We start from the raw sequence: 22,408 nt of genomic DNA, 5'->3' as shown, positions 1-22,408 counted from the left end.
GCCGTTGCGGCGGCCGCCACCCTACTTCTTGCTGCTGGCGCGGCGCTTCGACGCCGCCGTAGCCGCCTTGCCGCCGTCGTTCAGGCTGATGATCTGCGTCTTGCTCGTGCGGTGACGGTAGATCTCGCGCAGGTAACGGATCGCCTGCTTGACGTTCTCGCGGCTCAGACGGATGTCGTTGATCGAGACAAAGCTCTTCTCGTTGCTGCACATCTCGCGGTATTTCTTCTCGTACATCGGCTTGATCGCGTACCAGTTGGTATCGAGGATGCGCGTGGGGTTCTCGTGTTCGTTCAGCATCTCGTCGATGCGCGCCTCGTCGAACTCCTCGGCCCGGATGAGATCCAGCACCGCATGGTCCAGGGTGTCGTCGAAGCGCGTCTTGTCGTTGGCAAAGCAGCGCTTGATGTAGGCGACGAACAGGGTCAGGAAGTCGTCCGACAGGCACGGGCTCTTCACCACCAGGGTGGTCAGCGACAGATTGGCCGAGGCGCCAATAACCAGGGCGTAGCGCTTGAGTGTGGTATTCGGGAACAGGCCGTTCAGGTGGGACTTCAGGCGATTCAGGTCCATGTAGGACAGCTTGTAGTCCTTCGGCAGGGACAGAATCGTGACAATGGACGAGCAGTTCTTGAAGAAATGCAGATCGCGCAGGTGCGTCGCGTCCATGTCCGATTCCTTGTACCCCTTCAGTGCCTCGCGGTAGCGCGGGGCGTCGATCGGCAGCAGGCTGATCCCTTCGATGGCCTCGGTCTGCTTGTTGAAGTGGGGCAGGTCGATCGAGCGGAAGAACAAGTCGTCGATATCCAGCGCAGAGCTCTTGGAGGAAGCCTCCTCGCCAGTAGTCACCTCCGATTCCGCGTAGGCGACCGCAACCGGACCGGCCAGACTCATGAACAGGTCGTTGGCATCCAGGCGAATGGTTTCGCCGATATCCACCCCGGCACGCCGGAAGTAGTCCTCGTCGTAGTCGGTGGTCACCGCCTGCGCGGTCAGGATGTTGAAGATCTGCTGGGAGATGTACTGGTTGGCGTAACGCTCCATCGCGTTCACGTCGACGTGGCGGATGTTGCCGTCGTCGGTCTCCTCCGCGTAGCGCATGATGTCGTTGGATATCAGCATCATCGCGTTCCACGGCCGGATGCGATGCATCATGTCCTCGTCACGCGTCTCTTCGGCCTCGAAGTTGTAGGAGAAGTCCCATTCCTCCGCCAGGTACTTGCACAGCAGACGCCCCGCGTTGATGTGCAGCGCCTCGGACATCTCGACGCGGTTGTCCTGGATGTTCGGCAGGATGCAGATCCCCGCCGCGAAGATCGGCTCGAACACGAAGGAATGGTCGCGATTCGCGGCCTCGCGCTTCTCCAGCTTGGGATCGAAGGTCTTGCGCATATAGGAGTACTGCTGCGCGAGGCCGAATTCGGAGGCCATCCCGGAGCCGGTGCCGCCGCCGGCACTGAAGATATAGAAGTACAGTCGTGACTGATTCGCCTTGATACCGCAGGAATCGATCAGATAGGAATGGATGAACTTCCAGTCCTCGTTGGCGAACTGGTCGGTGTCCTTGTTCAGAATGATGCGCGCAAGGTACTGGCCCAGGATGGGGGCATTGCCCGCGCCACCCGCGTGCACCTCGGACAGGTCCATGATCTTCATCTTGTTGTAGTTGTCGATGAAGTTGTTCTGCCCCGCCCGGTTGGAGAAGCGGATGCGGCCCTCGATGTCCTTGTCGAGGTCGCCCAGCATCACCATCGGCTCGATCAGGAAGACGGGCTTCACCGCGTTGGCTGGCGGCAGATTCAGGCTCTTGCGAATCCAGCGCAGCGGACGGCCTTCCTTCTCGCGCCCACCGGCCTCCTCGTTATCCAGTTCGCGCAGATAGTTGGAGCGCGCACTGTGCACCAGCGCCGCCACGTCCAGCGCGATGTTCGAACCGCAGCGGCCAACGCCAATAAGACACACCGACGGGAAGAACTGCTGCTTTTGTTCCTCGGTCGGGCTGCCCTTGGTCAGGCGCGGGAAGACCGAATTGCGCAGGTGGTCCAGATTCTCGAGGATCCGGTCCAGATCGCGTTCGGTGAAGTAGTGGGGCTCGCCGCCGCGCTCGACCTGACCCTCCAGAACATTCGACCGCGCCGCGTTGCGCGGCTGGGTCGCCCGGGCCGCCCGCGATGGATTGCGGATCGAGGTCTCGGTATCGGCAGTCCGGGTCGCCTCCGGCTCGGTCTGCACTGCGTGGTCCATGTTCTCGCTGGTGTCTTCTGTCGGCATGGTCAACGACTCCTGCAGTCCGAGCGGCCGGAATAGGCCCCAAAAATGTGATGCAATTCCGTTTGTGCCCCGCACTAAAGCACGCAGGGGGGCATGTTTCAACCACGAGGAGGCACAAAGATGCGAAGGACGCCGTTCGCGGCATCCAGTCGGTCAGGATGACGTGATCATGCGAGCACCGGTCGGGCGACCGGCGGACAGACGGAGGCGGTCAGGCGTCGCGTTCGACGCGCTCGAGGACCTGGGCGACGTGATCACCCTTGCGGTAGTTGGGGAGGTCGCGCTGCATGTCGGCCAGCGCCTTCTCGCGCGCCTGTTCGCTGTCGTACCAGCGATAGGATTCCCAGTCCGGCCCCAGCAGGTGCGGCATGGCCATGGTGCTGCCTTCCGGCAGGCGGATGCGGATTCCGTAGCGTTTCATGGATTCGTCCGAGGTTGCTCCCTTGAGGGGCCGCCCGCGCGCAGGCACGCGACCCGGCGCGCAGTCTATCCGAGCCCCTGCATACCGGCAATACAACACCGCCCCACCCGGGGCCCCAAACAAAACAGGGGCTGCCATATCGCTGACAGCCCCTGTCCGGGATTCGATGGTGGCTACGCCCTGATTCGAACAGGGGACCCCATCATTATGAGTGATGTGCTCTAACCAGCTGAGCTACGTAGCCACGCGGGCTGCGAATTCTCCGGAGGCCGGCGCATAAAGTCAAGCCAGCGCGGCGCCGGGCGGGGTTCAGATCTGCAGGCGTTCGACCACGCGACCGTTCTTGAGGTGTTCTTCCAGGATCTCGTCGATGTCGCGCTCGTCCTGGTAGGTGTACCAGACGCCCTCCGGGTAGACCACCGCGACCGGACCCTCGTTGCAGCGATCCAGACAACCGGCGGTGTTCACGCGCACCTGGCCCTTGCCGTGGATGCCCATGGCCTTGGCCTGGGTCTTGGCGTAGGCGCGCATCTCGGTCGCCCCGTGGTCCTCGCAGCAGTTGCCGTCCTCGCGGCAATTGGTGCAGAAGAAGATATGGCGCTGGTAGTAGCCCATGGAAGTCTCCAGTGATCCCTGCGGCTTATGATAACCCTGCCGCCCGCAACACGACGGATGGCAACGTTCGCGTCGGTGCCTTCAGCGCGCCGACGCTTCAGCGAAAGCGATAAACCAGACTGACGTCCGTGATGGTGTCGGTATTTTCCACGCCGGGCTCGACGTCGGTGTTGTGCTTGACGGTAAAGCTGGTGCGCAGGGACATCCGACTGGTGACATCCGCGGTCAGGGCGAGGATGTTCTCGATCTCGGTGTTGTCGCTGCCGGTCAGGACCAGCAACTCGTCGGTGAGACGGGCGTTCTCGCTGATCTCCCAGCGGAAGTTGCCGGCCAGGCGGCCGACCGGCTCGCTCTCGGTCTCGCCGGTGGTGCGGATGCGCACCTGGCGCATACCGGCACCGATCTCGCCGTCCAGCCGCACGCGTTCGCCGTCGATCAGGCGACGACCGTAACCGGCCGTGGCCGAGCCCTGGTAGTCGTAGTTGCTGAAGCGATCCCGCTCGTAGCGCAGCGCCCCGAACAGATAGTCGTGTTCGCCCAGCTTGCGGTCCGCCTGGTAGCCGGCGACGTAACGCTCGCCGGTGGTCTCGTCATCCTCCTCGTGGAAGTAGGCATCCAGCCGGATGCGATTCCGCCAGTCGATGGTGGTGTGCTCGGCGCGGAAGCGGCCCGTGGCCGTGGTGGATTCGGTGTTCCCCGTGGTCTTGGAAGCCCCCAGCTCGATGGTCGACTGCCAGCCTTCGGCCTCCCAGGCCAGGCCCTGCGAGACTGGTATGCTCAGCAGGATGAGCGAGGCAAACGCGGACCCGACGGGCCGAAACGAACGCACGAGCATGGGAAACCTCCCGGAATCAAATGAAGGCGAAACCGTAGCAAAGCCGCTGGGGGCATCGGACCAGCCCCTGAGATTCTCGGGGCTTTCCGCCGCCGACCAGTGCGTACACTGCGGGCTGTGCCTGCCGCACTGCCCGACCTATGGCTGGCACGGCGTCGAGGGCGACTCTCCGCGTGGACGACTGACCCTGATGCAGGGTCTGGCGCAAGGCCGGCTTGCGCCCGAATCCGAGCGCCTGCGCGGGCACCTCGAGGGGTGCCTGGGCTGTCGTTCCTGCGAGGCAGTGTGCCCGGCACGGGTGCCCTTCGGGGCGCTGATCGATCACGCCCGCGAGATCCTCGACGAGCACCCGGCCACCCCGTCGCGGGCGGACCGCTGGCGGCACAGCGTCCAGCATCGGGCGCTGCTGCATCCAACCCTGCGCAGCCTTGGGGGACTGGTCGCGCGGACCGGTGCACGCCTGGGGGCGGAGCGCCTGCTCCCGCGCGGCGGCTGGGAACGCAGCCTCGCCCATACTCGGGACTCCCTGGCCCCCGCCCCCCGGCTGCGCCCAACCGCGACGCCGGACGACGCCGACGTCCTGCTGTTCACCGGCTGTATGGACCGCTTCTTTACCGGGCCCGACCTGGACGCGGCGCTGCACGTCCTCGAGGCCCTCGGTCTGCGCGTGGCGATCCCGCAGCGGCAGGTCTGCTGCGGCGCGCTGGATCAGCACACCGGCCATCGCGCGGCCGCGCAGGCCCTGCAGACACGAAACCTCGAGGCCTTTGGCGACGGGGATCAGCCAGTCATCGCCCTCGACAGTGGCTGCGAGGCCACGCTGCGCGAATACCCCGAAGGCACCCTGGGCCGGCGCAGCCTGAGCCTCACGCGCTTCCTGGCGCAGCACCTGGAAGCGGGCACCACCGCGGACCTCTGGGATGACACCCCCGTCCGGATCGCGCTGCATCTGCCCTGCACCCAGCGCAACGTCACCCGCGAGGCGCGCGAACTGCCCGCTTTGCTGGAGCGCCTGCCCGGGGTCGCGCTGACACCGGTCTCGGGCGCACCGAATTGCTGCGGCGCGGGTGGCACTGCGATGCTGACCCAGCCGGCCATGGCGGACGGCCTGGGCACCGAGACGCTGCAGGCGCTCTGCGATGGCACGCCGGACGTGATCATCAGTCCGAATGTCGGGTGCAGCGTGCACCTGCGCGCCCTGGCCGGCGACCAGGCGGATATGCCGGCCATCCTGTCGCCCGCGCGATTCCTGGTGCGGCGCCTGAAAAACCCTGCTCACGACCCCGCTGGGCGCTGATCCCGGGCCCCGCTTGCGGTACTCTTGAGGGGTACGCCTTGATGCCCCAACCGGACCGGAACCATGCGCCGACTCTCCCCGCTGGATCACCTGATCAACCAGGCCGATGCCTTCGTCAAGGTCATCTCCGGCCAGGCCCGTTCCACCGGCCGCCCGTCGCCGGGCGGGGACGATATCGGCCCGCATCTGGAGGATCATGAGCGCGACCTGTCCACCCGTCTGATGCGCGTGAACCACGCCGGGGAAGTCGCGGCGCAGGGGCTTTACCAGGGCCAGATGCTGACCGCCCGCACCCCCGCGATCCGCGACCACCTGGACCAGGCTTCGCGCGAGGAGGGCGACCACCTGCACTGGTGCGCGCGCCGGGTGCACGACCTGGGCGGGCGCACCAGCCTGCTGGGGCCGTTCTGGTATGTCGGCTCGTTCGGGATGGGTGCCCTGGCCGGCCTGACCGGCGACGCCTACAGCTTGGGCTTTATCGACGAGACCGAGCGCCAGGTGGAACGCCACCTGGACCGCCACCTGGAGCGGCTGCCGGCACAGGACGAGGTCTCGGCGCGCATCCTGGCGCAGATGAAGCAGGACGAGGTGGAACACGGCGCGCATGCCATGGCGCTGGGCGGCAAGGCGCCACCGTGGCCGGTCCGGAACCTGCTGATGCCCCTGACCTCCAGCGTGATGACGCGCACTGCCTACTGGATCTGACTCGCCAGGCGAGAGGACGGGCGTCAGGTGCCGCGCGCAATGCGCGGCGCATGCCGTCTCAGCTCGGGCGGCTCATGTTCTTGCCGTAGAAGATCTCCATCATCTCGTGCTTGAGCAGCTTGGAGATACGCTTGGCCTCCTTGGCCGAGTAGTCGTCCTTGCCCAGCCCGAACAGGTAGCTATCCAGGTCAAAATCCTTCAGCACCATCTTGGTGTGGAACAGGTACTCCTGGTACACGTTCACGTCCACCATCTGGTACTTCTCCTTGGTGTCGCGCGAAAGGAAGTCCTGGATGGAGTTGATCTTGTGATCGATGAAGTGCTTCTTGCCGCGCACGTCACGGGTAAAGCCGCGCACGCGGTAATCCATGATCACGATGTCGGACTCGAAGCTGTGGATCAGGTAGTTCAGCGCGCGCAGCGGCGAGATGCGCCCACAGGTGGACACGTCGATATCGGCGCGGAAGGTCGCGATCCCGCCCTCCGGGTGCGCCTCCGGATAGGTATGCACCGTGATATGGCTCTTGTCCAGATGCCCGACCACCGTCTCCGGCAGCGGCCCCGGGCCCTCGGTATAGCCGATCTTCTCGGTGGCCACCGGCTCTTCCGAGATCAGCATGGTCACGGACGCGCCCTGCGGATCGTAGTCCTGGCGCGAGATATCGAGGATATTGGCCCCGATCAGGTGGGCCACGTCCGACAGGATCTGCGTCAGACGCTGGGCGTTGTACGCCTCGTCGATGTACGCGATGTATTCGTCGCGATGCCGGTCACCCGAGGCATAGCAGATATCGTAGATGTTGAAGCTCAGGCTCTTGGTCAGGTTGTTGAAACCGTGGAGCTTGATCTGCTTCTTGTGACGAGGCATGGCGTATCCTCTTGCCCGGGCCGCAGCGAGCGGCGAATTGTAGACGCCCCGGCCCGCGAGTCCAAGGACGGGACATCGGTCGGCGCGGGTTCAGCGCGGCGCCGGCCCCTCGATGATCTCGAAGTCGTGGGTCACCTTCGCCGAGGCGCCCAGCATCAACGAGGCCGAGCAGTACTTCTCGGCCGACAGCCCGACCGCGCGCCCGACATGCTTCTCCGAGAGTTCATGGCCGTACACGCGAAAGTGCACGTGGATATCGGTGAAGACCTTGGGCACGGTCTCCGCCCGGGCACCCTCCACGGTCACCTCGCAGTCCAGCACCTGCTGGCGCGCCTTTTTCAGCATCGCAATCACGTCGAAGCTGGTACAACCGCCCATCCCCAGCAGCAGCATCTCCATGGGCCGCACCCCCAGGTTGCGCCCACCAGCGTCCGGCGCACCGTCCATCACCACCGCATGGCCGCTGTCGGTCTCGCCGACGAAGGCCACCTGGTCCAGCCATTTCACTTTCACCTGCATCACGCCCGTCCTTAAAGAGAGGCCGATCAATGTATCAGCGTCTCCTTGCTGCTGTTGGATGGAGGAATCCGTGCCTATACTTGAGGGGAACTCTACTCAGGGCGGACCTGCCGCACAAAATCGGAGGCCTGTCGCCGGATTTTGTGATCCGTTCCAGCCACCGCGGCCTGCGGGCATCGGACGCTGCATTACACTGGCGCACATCCACAGGAAGCTGATATCGGACGTGACCATGATGGAAGCCTTGAACAACCCGTTCGTCTATCGCCCGGCCCAGCCGTCGCCCGCGCTGGAGCGTTTTCTTGGCTACTGCCACCGCCGCCAGTACCGCAAACGCACCACGATCATCCACTCGGGCACGGTGCCCGACACGCTGTACTACGTGGTCAGCGGATCCGTCTCGGTACTGGGTGAAAACAACGGACACGAACTGGTGCTCGCCTACCTGAACAAGGGCGAGTTCTTCGGCGAGCTCGGCATGTTCGAGGACGACCCGCGCAGCGCGACCGTCACCACCCGCGAGGACACCGAGACCGCGGAGATTCCCTACACCCAGTTCCGCGAGATCGCCCAGCGCGACCCCGAGATCCTGATGCTGCTGACCAGCCAGATCGCGACCCGCCTGCGCCAGACCTCGCGCAAGGTGATGGACCTCGCGTTCGTGGATGTCACCGGCCGGATCGCCCATACCCTGCTGGACCTCGCCCAGCAGCCCGACGCCATGACCCACCCCGACGGCATGCAGCTGCGCATCACCCGTCAGGAGATCGCCCGCATCGTCGGCTGCTCGCGCGAAATGGCCGGGCGCGTGCTGAAGGATCTCGAGGAACGCGGCCTGATTACCGCCCACGGCAAGACCATCGTGGTGTTCGGCACGCGCTGACGCAGCGTCGCGGCCGGCCCGCCGGGCGCGGGGCAACACCTCCGGCCCGGACATCCGCTCCCACCGTCTCCTCCCGGAGTTGGTTACGACTCGCCGCGGAACAGCTGCCCCAGGGCCTTGCCCGGGTCCTCGGTGCGCATGAAGGCCTCGCCTACCAGGAACGCATTTACGCCGGCGGCCTGCATGCGTTCGACATCCTCGCGGGTATGGATGCCGCTCTCGGTGACCAGCAGGGCGTCCTCCGGTGCCTGGCCCTTCAGCTCCAGCGTGGTCTCCAGCCGGGTCTCGAAGCTGTGCAGGTCGCGGTTGTTGATTCCGATCAGATCGGCCCCGATCTTCTTCGCCCGCTCCAGTTCCTCGGCGTCGTGCACCTCCACCAGGGCATCCATGCCCAGCTCGCGGGCCAGGAAATACAGCTCGTACAGGGCCGTGTCATCCAGGGCGGCGGCGATCAGCAGCACGCAGTCCGCGCCCAGCACCCGCGCCTCGTAGACCTGGTAAAGGTCAATCACGAAGTCCTTGCGCAGGATCGGCAGGTTGCAGGCCACGCGGGCATCGCGCAGGTCGCCGTCGCGCCCCTTGAAGAAATCCACGTCGGTCAGGACCGACAGGCAGGTGGCACCGTGTTCCTCGTAGCTGCGGGCGAAGGCCTCCGGATTGAAGTTCGGGCTGATCTGCCCCTGGCTCGGACTGGCCTTCTTGATCTCCGCGATCACCGCGGCGCGCCCGGCATCGATGTCGCGCTGGAGTGCTGCGCGAAAACCGCGCGGCGCGGGTGCCGAGCCCATCCAGCCGCGCAGTTCGCGCAGCGGCCAGAACGCCTCGCGCTCCTTCAGTTCCTCGCGCTTGCGCTCCAGGATGCGCTGCAGGATATCGGGTACTGCGTTGGCTTCGGTCATTGTGCTTCCTTGTTTGCCAGTCGTGCGCTGGTCGCCTGCAGGCGCTCCAGCCGTTCGCGGGCCGCGCCGGAGTCGATGGCCCGGGCGGCGGCCTCGACGCCCGCGGCCAGCGTGTCCGCGCCACCGCCGGCGTAGATCGCCGCCCCGGCGTTCAGCAGCACGATGTCACGCGCCGCGCCCACCTGACCGTCCAGCACGCCGCGCAGCATGTCGGCCGAGGCCTCCACGCTGTCGACGCGCACGGCATCCAGTGCGGTGGTCGCCAGCCCGAAGTCCTCCGGACGGATGGTGTATTCCCGGATCTCGCCGTCCCTGAGCTCGGCCACCCGGGTGGGCGACGCGATGCTGATCTCGTCCAGGCCGTCCTCGGCATGCACCACCAGCACATGCTCGCTGCCCAGGCCCTTCAGGGCCTCGGCCAGCGGCCGCACCCAGGCATCCGAGAACACGCCGAGCACCTGGTTCGGCGCCCCGGCCGGGTTGGTCAGAGGCCCCAGCACATTGAACAGCGTGCGCACGCCGAGCTCCTTGCGCGGCCCGATCGCGTGTTTCATCGCGCCATGATGGGCCGGGGCAAACAGGAAGCCGACGCCGACCTCCTCGATGCAGGACCCGACCGCCTCCGGCGACAGCCCGAGATGGATCCCCAGGTGCTCCAGAACATCGGCGGAGCCGGATTTCGACGACACCGAACGGTTGCCGTGCTTGGCCACCCGCACGCCACCGGCCGCCGCGACCAGCGCCGAGGCGGTGGAGATATTGAAGGTACCGGAGGCGTCGCCGCCGGTGCCGCAGGTATCCACCAGCCCGGTTCGCGGCACGTCCACCCGAGTGGCCAGCGAGCGCATCACGCCGGCCGCCGCGCGGATCTCCTCGATCGTCTCGCCCTTCATGCGCAGGGCCACCAGGAACCCCCCGATCTGGGCATCGGTGGCCTCGCCGGTCATCACCGCCTGCATCACCGCGGTCATGGTTGCCGCGTCCAGGTCCTGGCGCTCGATGAGAGCCGCTATCGCTTGTTGCACCGTCACGGGTTGCTCCTGCGGAAAATCGAAGCCGTTAGTTTAACGTCCGCGCCGGGGCGCGACGACCACGCGCCTCCGGGCCGCTCCACCACAGCAGCGCCGCGGCGGCCCAGATTACCAGCGACCCGCCGATCAGCCACGGCAGGTGGTCGTCCAGTCGGTCCACCAGGAACAGCGCCAGCAGGGCACTGAACCCCAGTTGCAGGAAGGCCTGCATGGCCGAGGCCATGCCACGGGCGCCCGGATAGCAGTCCAGCGCCAGCAGGTTCAGCGACGGAACGGCCGTGGCCAGGGAAAAGCTGTACAGCGCGAACGGGAGCGTCACCGCGACCACCGAACCCTCGGTGAGGATCCCCAGCGCCACCAGCGCCAGCGAGATCCCGGCCAGCCCCACGCCGATACTGATCGCCAGCGGCGGACTCAACAGACTGGCGGTGCGCCCGGCCACAAAACCGCCCACCACCAGGCCGCCCACCAGCGGCAGGAAGAGCCACCAGAAGTCCTGTTCCTGTCCGCCCAGGTGGACATAGATCACCGTTGGCGAGGCGGCGACGAACAGGAACATCGCCCCGAACAGCCCGGCATGTACCAGGGCCGGGCGCAGGAACGGCGGGTTGCGCAGGGTCCCGAGATACCCCCGCAGGATCAGAGCCGGCTTGCCCGAGGCACGGCCGACCGGTGGCAGGGTCTCCGGCAGCCAGGCCCGGATCGCCAGCAACAGGATCACGCCGTACAGGGTCAGGAACAGGAATACCGAGCGCCAGCCGAACCCCGCCTGCAGATAGCCGCCGACAATCGGGGCGGCCGCCGGGCCAATCGCGAACATCATGGTGATCAGCGCCAGGACACGGCGCGCATCGGTGGCCTCGAAGCGATCGCGCACCACTGCACGCCCGACCACAATCCCGGCCGCCGCGGACAGCCCCTGGGCCACCCGCAACCCGATCACCTGCCAGTATTCGACCGCCAGCACCAACAGCAGGGAACTGATCACGTAGCCGACCAGCGCCCACAAAACCACTGGGCGCCGGCCAAAGGTATCCGACAGCGGGCCGGCCACCAGGGTGGCGAGCGCAAAGGCGACCAGGTAGGCCGACAGGGTCGCCTGCATCGCGCCGGAGTCGACCCGCAGGGCCTCCGCCATCGCCGGGAACGAAGGCAGATAGGTATCCAGCGAGAACGGCGCCAGCATCGACAGCGGCGCCACCAGCAACGCGAAGCGCCACCGGGTGCGTCGAGTCTGGGTCACGCCGGCTGGGGCAGGCGACGGAGGAAGTTGTCGAGCAGTTCGTGGCCCTGGCGGGTCAGGATGGATTCCGGGTGGAACTGCACGCCCTCGACGTCCAGTTCGCGGTGGCGCAGGCCCATGATCTCGTCGCGCGCGCCGTCCTCGCGCTGGGTCCAGGCGGTGACCTCCAGGCACTCCGGCAGCGAGGACGACTCGACCACCAGCGAGTGGTAGCGCGTGGCCTCCAGTGGATTCTCGAGCCCGGCGAACACCCCCACCCCGGTGTGATACACCGGCGAGGTCTTGCCGTGCATGATCTCGCGGGCGCGCACCACGCGCCCGCCGAAGACCTGCCCGATCGCCTGGTGCCCGAGACAGACTCCGAGGATCGGGATCGCGCCGGCGAAGCGCCGGATCACCTCCAGCGATACCCCGGCCTCGTTCGGCGTGCAGGGTCCCGGCGAGATCACGATCCCCTCGGGGGCGAGTTCCGCGATCCCGTCCGGGGTGATGCAGTCGTTGCGGTGGACCACCACCTCGGCCCCCAGCTCGCCCAGATACTGGACCAGGTTGAAGGTGAACGAATCGTAGTTGTCGAGCATCAGGATCATGTCGAACGTCCCTGCAGAACGGAGGAAACAGGACCGCTACGCGAATCGATGTTCACGCGCGTGGAGCGGACAGGGCCCAGCATAACCCGGCCCCGGGTCCGCCGGCCCGCAACCGCATGGGCGCTGGCGAAACCCGGCACCCTCATCGCGGCAACAGCAGCGCCGCCAGCAGGGTGCCGTCGGCGGCCTCCAGCCGGTGCCCGCCGGGGCTCGGCAGGGTATGCGCCCGGCCGCGCAGGGCCGGGAGACGATTCATGTCCTGACTGGCCGCATCCACCCACGGGTCGGCCAGGCGCACCACCGACACGTAGCGGATGGGCGGGTGCTCCCGCGTATTCAGCCACTCGAGGTGGGCCGCATCCGGCGAGGTGCCCTCCGGCCCCCAGAGACCCTCGCGCCGGTGCATACCCCCGAGCCCGATAAACGGGGCATACAACCCCAGAGCAGAATCGGCCAGCGCATCCGTCACCGAACGCGCCAGGGCGGACCAGCCGCCCCCCGCATGCGGAGCGGAAAACGTCACCAGTGTGGAGATTGCCGGGTGCGGCTGGCGCACCAGCAGCTCGCGCGCCACAACACCGCCACTGGAATGCCCGACCAGCACCAGTTCCTGCCCCGGATGGCGCCGCGCCAGGGCCTCGACGACCTGACCCAGCGCCCGCGCGCGCTCGGGCGGCACTCCGCCCGCCGGCAGGTCCACGGTATAGAACTGGCGCGGGGCCGGGTCGGGAGCACGATCGAACCAGGGGGACTCCGGCCGAGCCCGGGCCCGGCCGCCATCGGCATATCCGGCGGCGTTCAGGGCCGCAGTGACGCCGGCATGGCGAAAGCCGTCGCCGCGATCCCAGCCACCGGGCACCAGCACCACGATCTGCGCCGCCGCCAGCCCCGGTAGCAGCCCTACCAGCAGCGCCAGCAACAAAATGCAAAGGCGGCCGCGCATAGTTGGTCTTCTCAGTCGCGGTGGCGCCGGGGCCCCAGGCCACCCAGGGCGGTCTCGGCCGCGCGCACCACCGCACGTCCCTTGTTCAGGGTCTCCTGCCACTCGCTCTCGGGTACCGAGTCGTGCACCACGCCGGCCCCGGCCTGGATATGCAGCTCGCCGTCGTGCAGCACGGCCGTGCGGATGGCGATCGCGGTGTCCATGTTGCCGGACCAGGAGAGGTAGCCGACCGCGCCGGAGTACGGGCCGCGCTTGACCGGTTCCAGCTCGTCGATGATCTCCAGTGCCCGGATCTTCGGCGCACCGGAGACCGTCCCGGCGGGGAAGGTCGCGCGCAGCACATCCATCGGCGAGTGCCCCGGGGCCAGTCGGCCCTCCACGTTGGAGACGATGTGCATCACGTGCGAATAGCGCTCGATGCTCATGGTGTCGGTCACCTCCACCGAGCCGATCTCGCAGACCCGGCCGACGTCGTTGCGCCCGAGGTCGATCAGCATCAGGTGCTCGGCGCGCTCCTTCGGGTCCGCCAGCAGTTCGGCCTCCAGCGCGCGGTCTTCCTCCTCGGTGCGCCCGCGCGGGCGGGTCCCGGCGATCGGGCGCACGGTCACGCGGTCGTCCTCCAGGCGCACCAGGATCTCCGGCGAGGCCCCGACCACGTGGTGGTCGTCGAGGTCCAGGTAGTACATGTACGGCGAGGGGTTCAGCGCGCGCAGGGCGCGGTACAGGTCCAGCGGCGGCGCGGAGAATGGCACGCTCATGCGCTGCGCCAGCACCACCTGCATCACGTCGCCGTCCATGATGTATTCCTGCGCCCGCGCGACCGCGGTCTGGAAGCCCTCGGCCGACCAGCCCGGCACGTACTCCGGCACCGCATGCGGATGCGGCGGATCCTCCGGGGGCACCAGGGGCTCGCCCAGACGGGTCTCCAGCTCATCCAAACGCGTGGCCGCCACGGCCTGGCCATCGGCCTGGGTCGCATCGGCGTGCACCACCAGGTACAGCCGGCCGGAGAGGTTGTCGTAGACCACGACCTCCTCCGAGACCATCAGCAGGATGTCCGGCAGCCCCAGGGCATCGGGCTTTTCCGGGCCTTCCAGGCGCGGCTCGATCAGGCGCACGGTCTCGAACCCGAAATAGCCGACCAGACCACCGGTGAAGCGCGGCAGGCCCGGCAGTTCGGCCACCTTGAAGCGCGCCTGGTAGGCCTCGACCCAGGCCAGCGGGTCGGTCTCCGTGGTCTGTTCGACCACCTCGCCATCGGTCTCCACCGTGATGTCATGGCCGTGCACCCGCACGCGGGTGCGTGCCGGCAGCCCGATAAAGGAATACCGACCCCAGCGCTCCCCGCCCTGCACCGACTCGAACAGGTAGGAGTACGGCCGGTTGGCCAGCTTCAGGAAGATGGACAGCGGGGTTTCGAGATCCGCCAGGACCTCGCGCACCAGCGGGATGCGGTTATAGCCCTCGCGGGCCAGCTGATCGAACTGTTCGGGGGTCATCACAACGGTTCCTGACAAGGGGGACGGACGGCGCGGCGGATCATTCGCCGTCTCGCCATCGCTCCGTTGTCCGGTCCGTTGCAATCATGGGTCCGTGTTTCCCTAGGCCGCCCGAGCGGGCAGCAGTCCGGGCAGCTCGTCCAGCCGGTCGAGAACCGCGTCCGGGTTCTCGTCGCGGATGTCGTCGCCGTGATTGTAGCCGTAGGTCATGCAGACGATCTGGAAGCCGGCCGCGCGTGCCGCCTTCACGTCGCTCTTCGAGTCCCCGACCATCAGCGCCTCGGAGGGGTCTACACCCAACTCCTTCGCCGCATGCAGCAGCGGCGCCGGGTCCGGTTTCTTCTGCGGCAGGGCGTCGCCGGCGACCACGATCTCGAAGTCGTCGAGGATGCCCTTCTCGCGCAGCAGCGGCACCGTGAAGCGCTCGGCCTTGTTGGTCACGCAGCCCAGGCGGAAGCCCGCGGCCTTCAGCTGGTCCAGCCCCTCGCGCACGCCCGGGTACAGTGGCGAGCGCCCGGCGGTGTTCTCCTGGTAGATGCGCATGAAGACGGGCAATGCCCGCTCGAAGGCCTCCGGGTCCGGCTCGCCCTCGAGGTCGTTCACCAACGCCCGCTTGACCAACCGTTCCACCCCGTTGCCGACCCAGTTGCGCACGGCCGGCTCGCCGCGTTCGGGCAGCCCCAGCTCGCGCATCATCGCGTCCACGCTGTAGGCCAGGTCCGGCACGCTGTCGATCAGCGTGCCGTCCAGGTCGATCAGGATCATGCGGGGGCGTTTCAGGGACATCCCGGTCTCCAGTGGCCGTCGATTCAGGCCTTGGCCAGCTCGTCGCGCATCTGCTGGATGATGCTGTCGTAGCGGTTCGGATCGGAGTCGCTGCCGGCTCCGAAGATCGCGGACCCGGCGACGAAGGTGTCGGCCCCGGCGGCCTTGATCTCGCGGATGTTGTCGGCCTTCACGCCGCCGTCGATCTCGAGGCGGATGTCACGCCCGGAGTCGTCGATCATCTTGCGCGCGGCGCGCAGCTTGTCGAGGGTGTTCGGGATGAACTTCTGGCCACCAAAGCCCGGGTTCACCGACATCAGCAGGATCATGTCGACCTTGTCCATCACGTATTCGAGATAGGACAGCGGCGTGGCCGGGTTGAACACCAGTCCGGCCTTGCAGCCCTCGGAGTGGATCAGCTGCAGGGTGCGGTCGATGTGGTCGGACGCCTCCGGGTGGAAGGTGATGTAGCTGGCACCGGCCTGGGCGAAGTCCGGGATGATGCGATCCACCGGCTTGACCATCAGGTGCACGTCAATCGGCGCGGTCACGCCGTGCTTGCGCAGGGCATCGCAGACCAGCGGGCCAATGGTCAGGTTCGGCACGTAGTGGTTGTCCATCACGTCGAAGTGGACGGTATCGGCACCGGCGGCCAGGACGTTGTCGACTTCCTCGCCCAGACGGGCGAAATCGGCGGACAGGATGGACGGGGCGATGAAATCGGGTTGTGCCATGGAAAGCCTCGCAGGGATCTCTGGGATAGCGGGGCCGACCATCGGCCACGCTCTCGGAACCGCGAAACTTTACCGGATGCCGCCATGCCAGGCAAAAGGCGACGCATGTGACGCGCCCTCCAACGCAAACGGGCCGGGGGAAACCCCCCGGCCCGTCGCGGTCTCGCCTGCCAGCGGCAGTGCGCCCGGATCAGTTGAACTCGGCCGCCATGTAGCTGGACAGATTGGCGATGTCGTCATCGCTCAACCCCTGGGCCTGAGGACGCATCAGGGCCGTGTGGTCACCCACCTCCTCGCCGGCGCGATAGCGCTCCAGCTTGTCGGTCAGGTAGTCGGCGTCCTTGCCGGCCAGCGCCGGGAAGATCGCCTGGCCCTGACCCTGCGCGCCGTGGCAGCTGGCGCAGGTGTTCTGGTACTTGGACTGACCGGCCTGGATGTCGGCGGCCTGCGCCATGGTGGACAGCATCAGGACACTGCCGGCGATACCGGCCAGCACGAACAGCTTGGTTTTCATTGTTGTGGTCTCCTCGTTCACGATCCTGGACAGGGTCATCGCCCTGTCTTGAAGCGAACGGTAGCAGGGTGTTCCTGAATGCTGCATTAACACAGAATCAAACAGGGGCATCCCTGCAGCGCGGCACCAGGCCATTCTCGGCCTCAGCGGCCGTGGATGTAGCGCTCGTCCGACCAGGTCGCCAGCCACTCGGGGCGCACCATCACCAGCCCGGTAATCACGATCCCGTTGACCACCGCCTCGGGCAGCACCAGCAATGCCAGGTAGCGAAGGTAGTCGCGATAGATGTCGACCCAGGCCAGCTCGGTGAACAGGCCGTAGATCGCCGCCGAGGCCAGCACGGTCGCTACCACCGAAAGCGCGCCGCCGAGGAAGCCCACCGCATAGAGATAGATGAACATGTGCGCGGGCAGGTAGTTCTGGGACAGCCGCAGCAACCCCCAGGTGACCGCGACCGGCAGGATGCCGGCCAGCAGGACCGTCAGCGGGAAGGCCGCCAGCGGCAGGGCGCCGAACAGGCCCAGGGTCGCCACCACCAGAAACACCATCAGGATCGCCAGCTGCCAGCCGAACATCAGGGTCACGGTGGTCATGCCAAGGAAGTGCAGGGCGAGGCCATCGAGCGTCTGCGCCCGCAGGCTCCAGATCAGCAGCAGGCACAGCGTGGCGATCACGAACAGCTGCGCGCGACCGGGCACGAAGAAGGCCTCCCAGGGCATGCGCCGGAGCATCACCAGCATGCCGAGGCCCAGCAGCACGGCGGACAGCACGCGGAGCGCGACCGGGAGTTCGCCCGCCCCCTCGACCATGGTCAGTCGGGCTCGCGCACGGCGGCCGCGACAGTGTACTCGCGGCCCTGCTTGACCTTGTCGTAGTTGCCGAACACGTCCTTGAACCCCTTCTCGATGAACCGCCGCAGTCCGGTAATGGTTACGACATAGATGCGTCCGCCGGGGTTCATCTGCTCGTGGGCGTCCAGCAGATAGGTCTGCAGCATCTCGCGCCCGACCTTGGCCGGCAGATTGGAGGTCACCAGATCGAACCGCCGATCGCGGATGCGCGAGAAGCCGTTGCTGGTCAGACACTCCACATTGGCGATGCCGTTGAGCTCGGCGTTGCGCTGGCTGTACTCCACCGCCAGATAGTTGGTATCGACCAGGGTCGTCAGCCCCTGCGGGGCCTTGCGCGCGAGCGTCAGGCCGATCGGGCCGTAGCCGCAGCCGAGGTCCAGGCAGGCGTCCGCCGGATGCACCTCGATGCGCTCCAGCAGCATGCGGGTGCCGTCGTCGATTCGCCGCGGGGAGAACAGCCCCCAGGTGGTGCGAAACCGCAGATGCTCGCCCGCAAGGGTGTCCTCGAACTCAAGGTCGCGCTTGAGCTCCGTCTGTCGGGCGCGCCGCGCCTGGGTGTTGGGGAATGCCGCGGTCATGCCTCGCCCTCCCCGCCGGCACTGGCCAGGCCCTGCCACAGGGTCTCGGCGGTGGAGGCCACGGCGGTGGCATCATCCTCGCCGGGCAGGCCGAGTACGTTCACATGCCCCATCTTGCGCCCCGGACGCGCTTCGGCCTTGCCGTACAGGTGCAGTCGCGCCCGGCCGGCCGCCAGCACGCCCCGCCAGTCGGGCGAGCCGCCCGCGGGCCACAGGTCGCCCAGCAGATTCACCATCGCCACCGGCGCGGTCAGCAGGGCCGGCGCCAGCCCCAGGGCGCAGACCGCGCGCACCTGCTGCTCGAACTGGCTGACAGTGCAGGCATCCAGGCTGTAATGCCCGGAATTGTGGGGACGCGGCGCGATCTCGTTGACCAGCAGTTCGCCGTCCGCCGTGAGGAAGAACTCGACCGCCAGCACCCCCTGATAGTCGAGCCGCTCGGCGACGTGCCGGGCGATGGCCGTGGCGCGCTCGCGCACCTCGTCCCCGGCCCGTGCCGGGACGCGCGTCAGGTGCAGGATGCCGTCGCGATGGGTGTTCTCCGCGACCGGAAAGGCCTCGGTGGCGCCATCGGCGGTACGCGCAACCAGCACCGACAGCTCGCGCTCCAGCTCCACCCGGGACTCCAGCACGCAGTCCACCTGGCCCAGATCAGCATGCGCTGCCGGCAGTTCGCCGGCCGCGGCCAGCCGCACCTGCCCCTTGCCGTCATAACCCAGGCGCGCGGTCTTCAGGATCGCCGGGAAATCCGGGGCTCCGGCATCGGTTTGCACCTCGGGCGTCAGGCCCGCCGGCACCGCCTGCCACGGGGCCACCGCCACGCCGATCTCGCCGAGAAAGGCCTTCTCCTCGAGGCGGTCCTGGGCAACCGTCAGGGCGCGTGGCCCGGGGCGCAGACAGGCGTGGGCATCCAGCCACTCCACCGCGGCGCGCGGGATGTTCTCGAACTCGGTGGTAATCACCTCGCAGGCCCCGGCCAGCGCCTGCAAGGCATCGGGGTCGTCAAAGGCCTGGCACACATGGCGCGCCGCCACCCGCCCGGCCGGGCTGGCCGGGTCCGGGTCGAGCACCCAGACGGCATAACCCATGCCCTGCGCGGCCTCCACGAAATAGCGGCCGAGCTGCCCGCCACCGAGCAGCCCGAGAGTCGCGGGAGGCTGGATCATGACGGGTCCGGCGGCAGGGTCTGCCCGAGCACGGCCTGGCTCTGGGACTGGCGGAAGTCATCCAGACGCTCGCGCAGTTCGGGATCGGTATTGGCCAGCATCGCGGCGGCAAAGAGCGCCGCGTTGGCGGCCCCCGCCTCGCCGATCGCGAAGGTCGCCACCGGGATCCCGCGCGGCATCTGGACGATGGAGAGCAGCGAGTCCTGGCCCTTCAGGTGACGCGAGGCCACCGGTACGCCCAGCACCGGTACCGGGGTCTTGGAGGCGAGCATCCCCGGCAGGTGCGCGGCCCCGCCCGCCCCGGCGATGATCGCCTGCAGCCCTCGCCCGCGCGCCTGTTCGGCGTACTCGAACAGCAGATCCGGCGTGCGATGGGCGGAGACCACCCGGGCCTCGAACGGAATACCGAGTTCATCCAGCACATCCACCGCCCGCTCCATCGTGGCCCAGTCGGAGGTGCTCCCCATTACCACGCCCACGCGCGGCGCCCTATTGCCAGCCGTCTCAGTCATGGCCCGAACGATAGCGACCCCGGCCCCACCCGACAAGCCACACCCCCTCCGAAGCCCCGACTCACGTTCGAAAAGCATTCAACAGGAAGATGGGAAGACTGGAAGAAATGATGGGTCGAGGACGCTACTTCGAACCCTGTTTTCGATCCGAAATAAAACCTTCCGTTCTTCCAGTCTTCCTGTCGATCGCCCTTGACCGGGCTCTTCCCGGCGCCGTGGTGTACAGGGGCCGCGCCCGGTAGAATCGCCGCATGACCGATACCCTGCTCGAAAGCCATATCCCCGACCTGGAACTCGTCCATCGCGGCAAGGTGCGCGACCTTTACGCGGTGGATGCCGACCACTGGCTGATGGTCACCACCGATCGCCTGTCCGCGTTCGACGTGATCCTGCCGACCGGCGTGCCCGGCAAGGGTCGGGTGCTGACCGAGATCACCCGGTTCTGGATGGACAAGATCCAGCGCGAGCTGGGCATCCCCAACCAGCTGACCGATATCCCGCTGGAGCAGGTCATCCCGGACCCGGCGATTCGTGCCCCACTGGAAGGACGCAGCCTGGTGATCCGCCGGCTGGAGGCCCTGCCGGTGGAGGCCGTGGTGCGCGGGTACCTGATCGGCTCCGGCTGGAAGGACTACCAGGCGAGCGGCGCGGTCTGCGGCATTCCGCTGCCGGACGGGCTGGAACTCGCCTCGCAGCTCCCGGAGGCGATCTTCACGCCCAGCACCAAGGCGGACGTCGGTGACCACGACGCCAATATCGACTTCGATGCGGTGGTCGCCACCATCGGCGCGGAGCGGGCCCGCCAGGTCCGCGATGCGGCGCTGGCGATCTACGCGATGGCACGCGACTACGCGGCCGGGCGCGGGATCATCATCGCCGACACCAAGTTCGAGTTCGGCGTCGACGCCAACGGCACGCTGCACCTGATCGACGAAGTGCTGACCCCGGACTCCTCGCGCTTCTGGCCGGCCGACCAGTACGCGCCGGGGCGCAGCCCCGAGTCCTTCGACAAGCAGTACGTGCGCGACTACCTCGAGACCCTGGACTGGGACAAGCAGCCGCCGGGCCCCGAACTGCCCGCGGCGGTGGTGGAACAGACCGCCGCGCGCTACCGCGAGGCCCTGGAGCGCCTGACCCGCGCCGCATGAGCGAGACCCTGCAGGGCCTGTTCGTCACCGGCACCGATACCGGCGTCGGCAAGACCTTCGTCGGCTGCGCGCTGCTGGAGTGCTGGCGGCAGCAGGGCCTGGCGCCGCAACCGCGCAAACCGGTGGAGTCGGGCTGCCCGCCGGGCCCCGACGGCCTGCTGCCCGAGGACGGGCTGAACCTGACCCGCGCGGCCGGCCTGCCGGACACCGCGATCGCACTGGTCACCCCCTGGCGCTTCCCCGATGCCATCGCCCCCGACCAGGCCGCCGCGAATCAGGGCGTGCACCTGACGCTCGCGGAACTGGCCGCGGCCTGCGCGGGCGAAGGCACGGGGCCACGGCTGGTGGAGGGCGCGGGGGGCTTCTACTCGCCGCTTTGTGCCGACGGCCTGAACGCGGACCTCGCCGAGCACCTCGGGCTACCGGTGCTGCTGGTCGCGGAGGACCGGCTGGGCACGCTGAATACCTGCCTGCTGACCCTGGAGGCGCTCGAACGGCGCGGCCTGAGTCTGGCCGGGATTGTGCTCAACCGCCGCCGAGCGGACTGCGACCCGCGGCTCGACAACGCCACGGCCCTGCGCGCCCGGACCCGCGCCCCGGTCATCACGTCACCGGAAGGCATCACCCGCGCGGCGCTGGTTCAGAAGCTCTCGACCTCGAAGTTGTCCGGGCGCACCCCGCCGGAGGACTCGCGCTCCTGACCACGGGCTTCGGAGTCGGCCGGGGCCGGCTCCTCGTCGGCGGCATCGGCACGGAAACCGGCCAGCGTCTCGCGCAGGGCGCGGGTCCCTTCGCGGTCGACCCGGCGGGTCTCGATGATATGCACCGGGCGCTGCGATTCGCCGTAGTAGGCCTCGTTGAAGTCGTCACGCACGGTCATACGCGAACCGGAGAGACTCATCCCCAGGTAGGCGCCGCGTGCGCGGGAATAGGAAAGGAAGTCGGCCGTGGGGGTGGCGCTGCGGCCGGCCCCTACCGGGCCCGCGGCGACCGACGCATCGGCCCCGAGCCGGATCGCGGAGCCGAACATGGAGTCGACCGCATCCTGGGTGCGCGCGACCATCACCACCTCGGCGGCATCGCCGCCGAACTGCATGCCGAAGCTGACGGAGCCGAGCGAGTAGAAGGCCACCGGGGAATAGTCGCCGCGCTCGTCGTCCCACGCGAGGAACACCCCGATTCCGCCAGACCCCCCGATCAGGAAGGCACCGCGTGCCACGCGCGGGAAAATAACCACGCCGCGCGCGTCGCGCAGGTCCTCCTTCAGGGACTCGTACTCGGGATGGGTGGCCATGTTCTCCACCGTCGCCTGGGCGCGGTCGATAATGTCCTGCGGATCGATCTCGCGGCTGAACGGGTTGGCCTGAGCCGCTCCGGCGAACGCCACGAACAGCAGAAGAGCAAGAATCTGGGGCATCCTTCGGTGCATCGAGGAATCCTCCATAACGGTGTTCCGATGGCGGCATCATGGCACAAAAAAAGGGGGCCGAAGCCCCCTTTTTCGTGCTGCAATCCGCAGGA

25 protein-coding genes and 1 tRNA gene are annotated in these 22,408 nt (G+C 67.6%); 5 read left to right on the top strand and 21 right to left on the bottom strand.

What is annotated here, in order from left to right:
- Nucleotides 1-21 precede the first annotated feature (21 nt).
- The 5 genes from F793_RS0106925 to F793_RS0106905 form a co-directional block, all read right to left on the bottom strand.
- Nucleotides 22-2,271 carry a hypothetical protein gene (locus F793_RS0106925; RefSeq protein ID WP_018875990.1) on the bottom strand — a complete coding sequence of 750 codons (2,250 nt, stop codon included), beginning with the start codon at nt 2,269-2,271 and terminating at the stop codon, nt 22-24.
- A 211-nt stretch (nt 2,272-2,482) separates the two neighbouring features.
- Entirely contained in the window at nt 2,483-2,692 is a 210-nt protein-coding gene (locus F793_RS0106920; RefSeq protein WP_018865916.1) for a hypothetical protein, read from the bottom strand.
- A 167-nt stretch (nt 2,693-2,859) separates the two neighbouring features.
- Nucleotides 2,860-2,936: transfer RNA gene (locus F793_RS0106915), tRNA-Met, on the bottom strand.
- 65 nt (nt 2,937-3,001) lie between these two features.
- Nucleotides 3,002-3,307, bottom strand: a complete 306-nt coding sequence (locus F793_RS0106910) for a ferredoxin (RefSeq protein WP_018865917.1) — start codon at nt 3,305-3,307, stop codon at nt 3,002-3,004.
- Nucleotides 3,308-3,404: 97 nt separating this feature from the next.
- Nucleotides 3,405-4,142 (bottom strand): YdiY family protein, encoded by a 738-nt coding sequence (locus F793_RS0106905; protein WP_018881704.1) that lies wholly within the window; start codon nt 4,140-4,142, stop codon nt 3,405-3,407.
- Between F793_RS0106905 and F793_RS0106900 the strand changes: the two genes are divergently transcribed.
- Nucleotides 4,141-5,439, top strand: a complete 1,299-nt coding sequence (locus tag F793_RS0106900; RefSeq protein ID WP_081618652.1) for a (Fe-S)-binding protein — start codon at nt 4,141-4,143, stop codon at nt 5,437-5,439. The two genes, F793_RS0106905 and F793_RS0106900, sit on opposite strands and share 2 nt — an antisense overlap.
- 63 nt (nt 5,440-5,502) lie before the next feature.
- Complete coding sequence (coq7, locus tag F793_RS0106895) at nt 5,503-6,144, top strand: 2-polyprenyl-3-methyl-6-methoxy-1,4-benzoquinone monooxygenase (protein WP_018865920.1); 642 nt, start codon at nt 5,503-5,505, stop codon at nt 6,142-6,144.
- Nucleotides 6,145-6,202: 58 nt separating this feature from the next.
- Here the strand turns inward: coq7 and speD are convergent, their stop codons facing one another.
- Entirely contained in the window at nt 6,203-7,012 is an 810-nt protein-coding gene (speD, locus tag F793_RS0106890; protein WP_017942843.1) for an adenosylmethionine decarboxylase, read from the bottom strand.
- 90 nt (nt 7,013-7,102) lie between these two features.
- Nucleotides 7,103-7,531, bottom strand: a complete 429-nt coding sequence (locus tag F793_RS0106885; RefSeq protein ID WP_017942844.1) for an OsmC family protein — start codon at nt 7,529-7,531, stop codon at nt 7,103-7,105.
- Between the two features lie 235 nt (nt 7,532-7,766).
- Here F793_RS0106885 and crp point away from each other — a divergent pair, with 235 nt between their 5' ends.
- Nucleotides 7,767-8,414, top strand: a complete 648-nt coding sequence (crp, locus tag F793_RS0106880) for a cAMP-activated global transcriptional regulator CRP (protein ID WP_026143139.1) — start codon at nt 7,767-7,769, stop codon at nt 8,412-8,414.
- Nucleotides 8,415-8,497: 83 nt separating this feature from the next.
- Here the strand turns inward: crp and trpC are convergent, their stop codons facing one another.
- The 13 genes from trpC to purE form a co-directional block, all read right to left on the bottom strand.
- A complete protein-coding gene (gene trpC, locus F793_RS0106875; protein WP_017942846.1) occupies nt 8,498-9,313 on the bottom strand; it encodes an indole-3-glycerol phosphate synthase TrpC in 816 nt (271 codons plus the stop codon).
- On the bottom strand, nt 9,310-10,344 hold the full coding sequence (gene trpD, locus F793_RS0106870) for an anthranilate phosphoribosyltransferase (RefSeq protein WP_018865924.1): 1,035 nt from the start codon (nt 10,342-10,344) through the stop codon (nt 9,310-9,312). Before trpD ends, trpC begins: the two co-directional genes overlap by 4 nt.
- Nucleotides 10,345-10,372: 28 nt before the next feature.
- Nucleotides 10,373-11,551, bottom strand: coding sequence for a multidrug effflux MFS transporter (locus F793_RS0106865; protein ID WP_018865925.1), 1,179 nt, complete (start codon nt 11,549-11,551; stop codon nt 10,373-10,375).
- A 32-nt stretch (nt 11,552-11,583) separates the two neighbouring features.
- Nucleotides 11,584-12,177 carry an aminodeoxychorismate/anthranilate synthase component II gene (locus F793_RS0106860; protein ID WP_018865926.1) on the bottom strand — a complete coding sequence of 198 codons (594 nt, stop codon included), beginning with the start codon at nt 12,175-12,177 and terminating at the stop codon, nt 11,584-11,586.
- Nucleotides 12,178-12,319: 142 nt separating this feature from the next.
- Nucleotides 12,320-13,120, bottom strand: a complete 801-nt coding sequence (locus tag F793_RS0106855; RefSeq protein WP_018877232.1) for a triacylglycerol lipase — start codon at nt 13,118-13,120, stop codon at nt 12,320-12,322.
- An 11-nt stretch (nt 13,121-13,131) separates the two neighbouring features.
- A complete protein-coding gene (gene trpE / locus F793_RS0106850) occupies nt 13,132-14,619 on the bottom strand; it encodes an anthranilate synthase component I (RefSeq protein ID WP_018865928.1) in 1,488 nt (495 codons plus the stop codon).
- Between the two features lie 102 nt (nt 14,620-14,721).
- Complete coding sequence (locus F793_RS0106845; RefSeq protein ID WP_018865929.1) at nt 14,722-15,405, bottom strand: phosphoglycolate phosphatase; 684 nt, start codon at nt 15,403-15,405, stop codon at nt 14,722-14,724.
- Nucleotides 15,406-15,428: 23 nt separating this feature from the next.
- A complete protein-coding gene (gene rpe / locus F793_RS0106840; RefSeq protein ID WP_018865930.1) occupies nt 15,429-16,118 on the bottom strand; it encodes a ribulose-phosphate 3-epimerase in 690 nt (229 codons plus the stop codon).
- A 190-nt stretch (nt 16,119-16,308) separates the two neighbouring features.
- Nucleotides 16,309-16,632 (bottom strand): c-type cytochrome, encoded by a 324-nt coding sequence (locus F793_RS0106835; RefSeq protein WP_026279172.1) that lies wholly within the window; start codon nt 16,630-16,632, stop codon nt 16,309-16,311.
- Between the two features lie 143 nt (nt 16,633-16,775).
- Nucleotides 16,776-17,441 (bottom strand): energy-coupling factor ABC transporter permease, encoded by a 666-nt coding sequence (locus F793_RS0106830; protein ID WP_018875970.1) that lies wholly within the window; start codon nt 17,439-17,441, stop codon nt 16,776-16,778.
- 2 nt (nt 17,442-17,443) lie between these two features.
- Entirely contained in the window at nt 17,444-18,061 is a 618-nt protein-coding gene (locus tag F793_RS0106825; RefSeq protein WP_018881708.1) for a class I SAM-dependent methyltransferase, read from the bottom strand.
- On the bottom strand, nt 18,058-19,227 hold the full coding sequence (locus F793_RS0106820) for a 5-(carboxyamino)imidazole ribonucleotide synthase (protein WP_018881709.1): 1,170 nt from the start codon (nt 19,225-19,227) through the stop codon (nt 18,058-18,060). Before F793_RS0106820 ends, F793_RS0106825 begins: the two co-directional genes overlap by 4 nt.
- Entirely contained in the window at nt 19,224-19,739 is a 516-nt protein-coding gene (gene purE, locus F793_RS0106815; RefSeq protein ID WP_026280565.1) for a 5-(carboxyamino)imidazole ribonucleotide mutase, read from the bottom strand. Before purE ends, F793_RS0106820 begins: the two co-directional genes overlap by 4 nt.
- A 251-nt stretch (nt 19,740-19,990) precedes the next feature.
- Here purE and F793_RS0106810 point away from each other — a divergent pair, with 251 nt between their 5' ends.
- Nucleotides 19,991-20,887, top strand: a complete 897-nt coding sequence (locus F793_RS0106810; RefSeq protein WP_018877228.1) for a phosphoribosylaminoimidazolesuccinocarboxamide synthase — start codon at nt 19,991-19,993, stop codon at nt 20,885-20,887.
- Nucleotides 20,884-21,588, top strand: coding sequence for a dethiobiotin synthase (gene bioD, locus F793_RS0106805; RefSeq protein WP_018881710.1), 705 nt, complete (start codon nt 20,884-20,886; stop codon nt 21,586-21,588). The genes F793_RS0106810 and bioD overlap by 4 nt, the downstream gene beginning before the upstream one ends.
- Here the strand turns inward: bioD and F793_RS0106800 are convergent.
- On the bottom strand, nt 21,528-22,304 hold the full coding sequence (locus F793_RS0106800; RefSeq protein ID WP_018865938.1) for a lipid-binding SYLF domain-containing protein: 777 nt from the start codon (nt 22,302-22,304) through the stop codon (nt 21,528-21,530). The two genes, bioD and F793_RS0106800, sit on opposite strands and share 61 nt — an antisense overlap.
- Nucleotides 22,305-22,408: the final 104 nt, after the last annotated feature.

This window comes from Thioalkalivibrio sp. ALE22, from assembly GCF_000381445.1.
In the GTDB taxonomy this organism is placed as follows: Bacteria; Pseudomonadota; Gammaproteobacteria; order Ectothiorhodospirales; family Ectothiorhodospiraceae; genus Thioalkalivibrio.
Note: the sequence above shows the minus strand (reverse complement) of the source record. Positions and strands in the feature narration are given on the sequence as shown.

What these genes read in the sequence shown, in the direction of transcription:
- F793_RS0106885 (WP_017942844.1), bottom strand. Translation starts at nt 7,531, where the DNA reads ATGCAGGTGAAAGTGAAATGGCTGGACCAGGTGGCCTTCGTCGGCGAG.
- F793_RS0106800 (WP_018865938.1), bottom strand. Translation starts at nt 22,304, where the DNA reads ATGCCCCAGATTCTTGCTCTTCTGCTGTTCGTGGCGTTCGCCGGAGCG.
- F793_RS0106845 (WP_018865929.1), bottom strand. Translation starts at nt 15,405, where the DNA reads ATGTCCCTGAAACGCCCCCGCATGATCCTGATCGACCTGGACGGCACG.
- F793_RS0106810 (WP_018877228.1), top strand. Translation starts at nt 19,991, where the DNA reads ATGACCGATACCCTGCTCGAAAGCCATATCCCCGACCTGGAACTCGTC.
- F793_RS0106835 (WP_026279172.1), bottom strand. Translation starts at nt 16,632, where the DNA reads ATGAAAACCAAGCTGTTCGTGCTGGCCGGTATCGCCGGCAGTGTCCTG.
- speD (WP_017942843.1), bottom strand. Translation starts at nt 7,012, where the DNA reads ATGCCTCGTCACAAGAAGCAGATCAAGCTCCACGGTTTCAACAACCTG.
- F793_RS0106825 (WP_018881708.1), bottom strand. Translation starts at nt 18,061, where the DNA reads ATGACCGCGGCATTCCCCAACACCCAGGCGCGGCGCGCCCGACAGACG.
- purE (WP_026280565.1), bottom strand. Translation starts at nt 19,739, where the DNA reads ATGACTGAGACGGCTGGCAATAGGGCGCCGCGCGTGGGCGTGGTAATG.
- crp (WP_026143139.1), top strand. Translation starts at nt 7,767, where the DNA reads ATGGAAGCCTTGAACAACCCGTTCGTCTATCGCCCGGCCCAGCCGTCG.
- F793_RS0106905 (WP_018881704.1), bottom strand. Translation starts at nt 4,142, where the DNA reads ATGCTCGTGCGTTCGTTTCGGCCCGTCGGGTCCGCGTTTGCCTCGCTC.
- rpe (WP_018865930.1), bottom strand. Translation starts at nt 16,118, where the DNA reads ATGGCACAACCCGATTTCATCGCCCCGTCCATCCTGTCCGCCGATTTC.
- F793_RS0106920 (WP_018865916.1), bottom strand. Translation starts at nt 2,692, where the DNA reads ATGAAACGCTACGGAATCCGCATCCGCCTGCCGGAAGGCAGCACCATG.
- coq7 (WP_018865920.1), top strand. Translation starts at nt 5,503, where the DNA reads ATGCGCCGACTCTCCCCGCTGGATCACCTGATCAACCAGGCCGATGCC.
- bioD (WP_018881710.1), top strand. Translation starts at nt 20,884, where the DNA reads ATGAGCGAGACCCTGCAGGGCCTGTTCGTCACCGGCACCGATACCGGC.
- F793_RS0106860 (WP_018865926.1), bottom strand. Translation starts at nt 12,177, where the DNA reads ATGATCCTGATGCTCGACAACTACGATTCGTTCACCTTCAACCTGGTC.
- F793_RS0106910 (WP_018865917.1), bottom strand. Translation starts at nt 3,307, where the DNA reads ATGGGCTACTACCAGCGCCATATCTTCTTCTGCACCAATTGCCGCGAG.
- trpC (WP_017942846.1), bottom strand. Translation starts at nt 9,313, where the DNA reads ATGACCGAAGCCAACGCAGTACCCGATATCCTGCAGCGCATCCTGGAG.
- F793_RS0106830 (WP_018875970.1), bottom strand. Translation starts at nt 17,441, where the DNA reads ATGGTCGAGGGGGCGGGCGAACTCCCGGTCGCGCTCCGCGTGCTGTCC.
- F793_RS0106900 (WP_081618652.1), top strand. Translation starts at nt 4,141, where the DNA reads ATGGGAAACCTCCCGGAATCAAATGAAGGCGAAACCGTAGCAAAGCCG.
- trpE (WP_018865928.1), bottom strand. Translation starts at nt 14,619, where the DNA reads ATGACCCCCGAACAGTTCGATCAGCTGGCCCGCGAGGGCTATAACCGC.
- F793_RS0106820 (WP_018881709.1), bottom strand. Translation starts at nt 19,227, where the DNA reads ATGATCCAGCCTCCCGCGACTCTCGGGCTGCTCGGTGGCGGGCAGCTC.
- F793_RS0106855 (WP_018877232.1), bottom strand. Translation starts at nt 13,120, where the DNA reads ATGCGCGGCCGCCTTTGCATTTTGTTGCTGGCGCTGCTGGTAGGGCTG.
- F793_RS0106925 (WP_018875990.1), bottom strand. Translation starts at nt 2,271, where the DNA reads ATGCCGACAGAAGACACCAGCGAGAACATGGACCACGCAGTGCAGACC.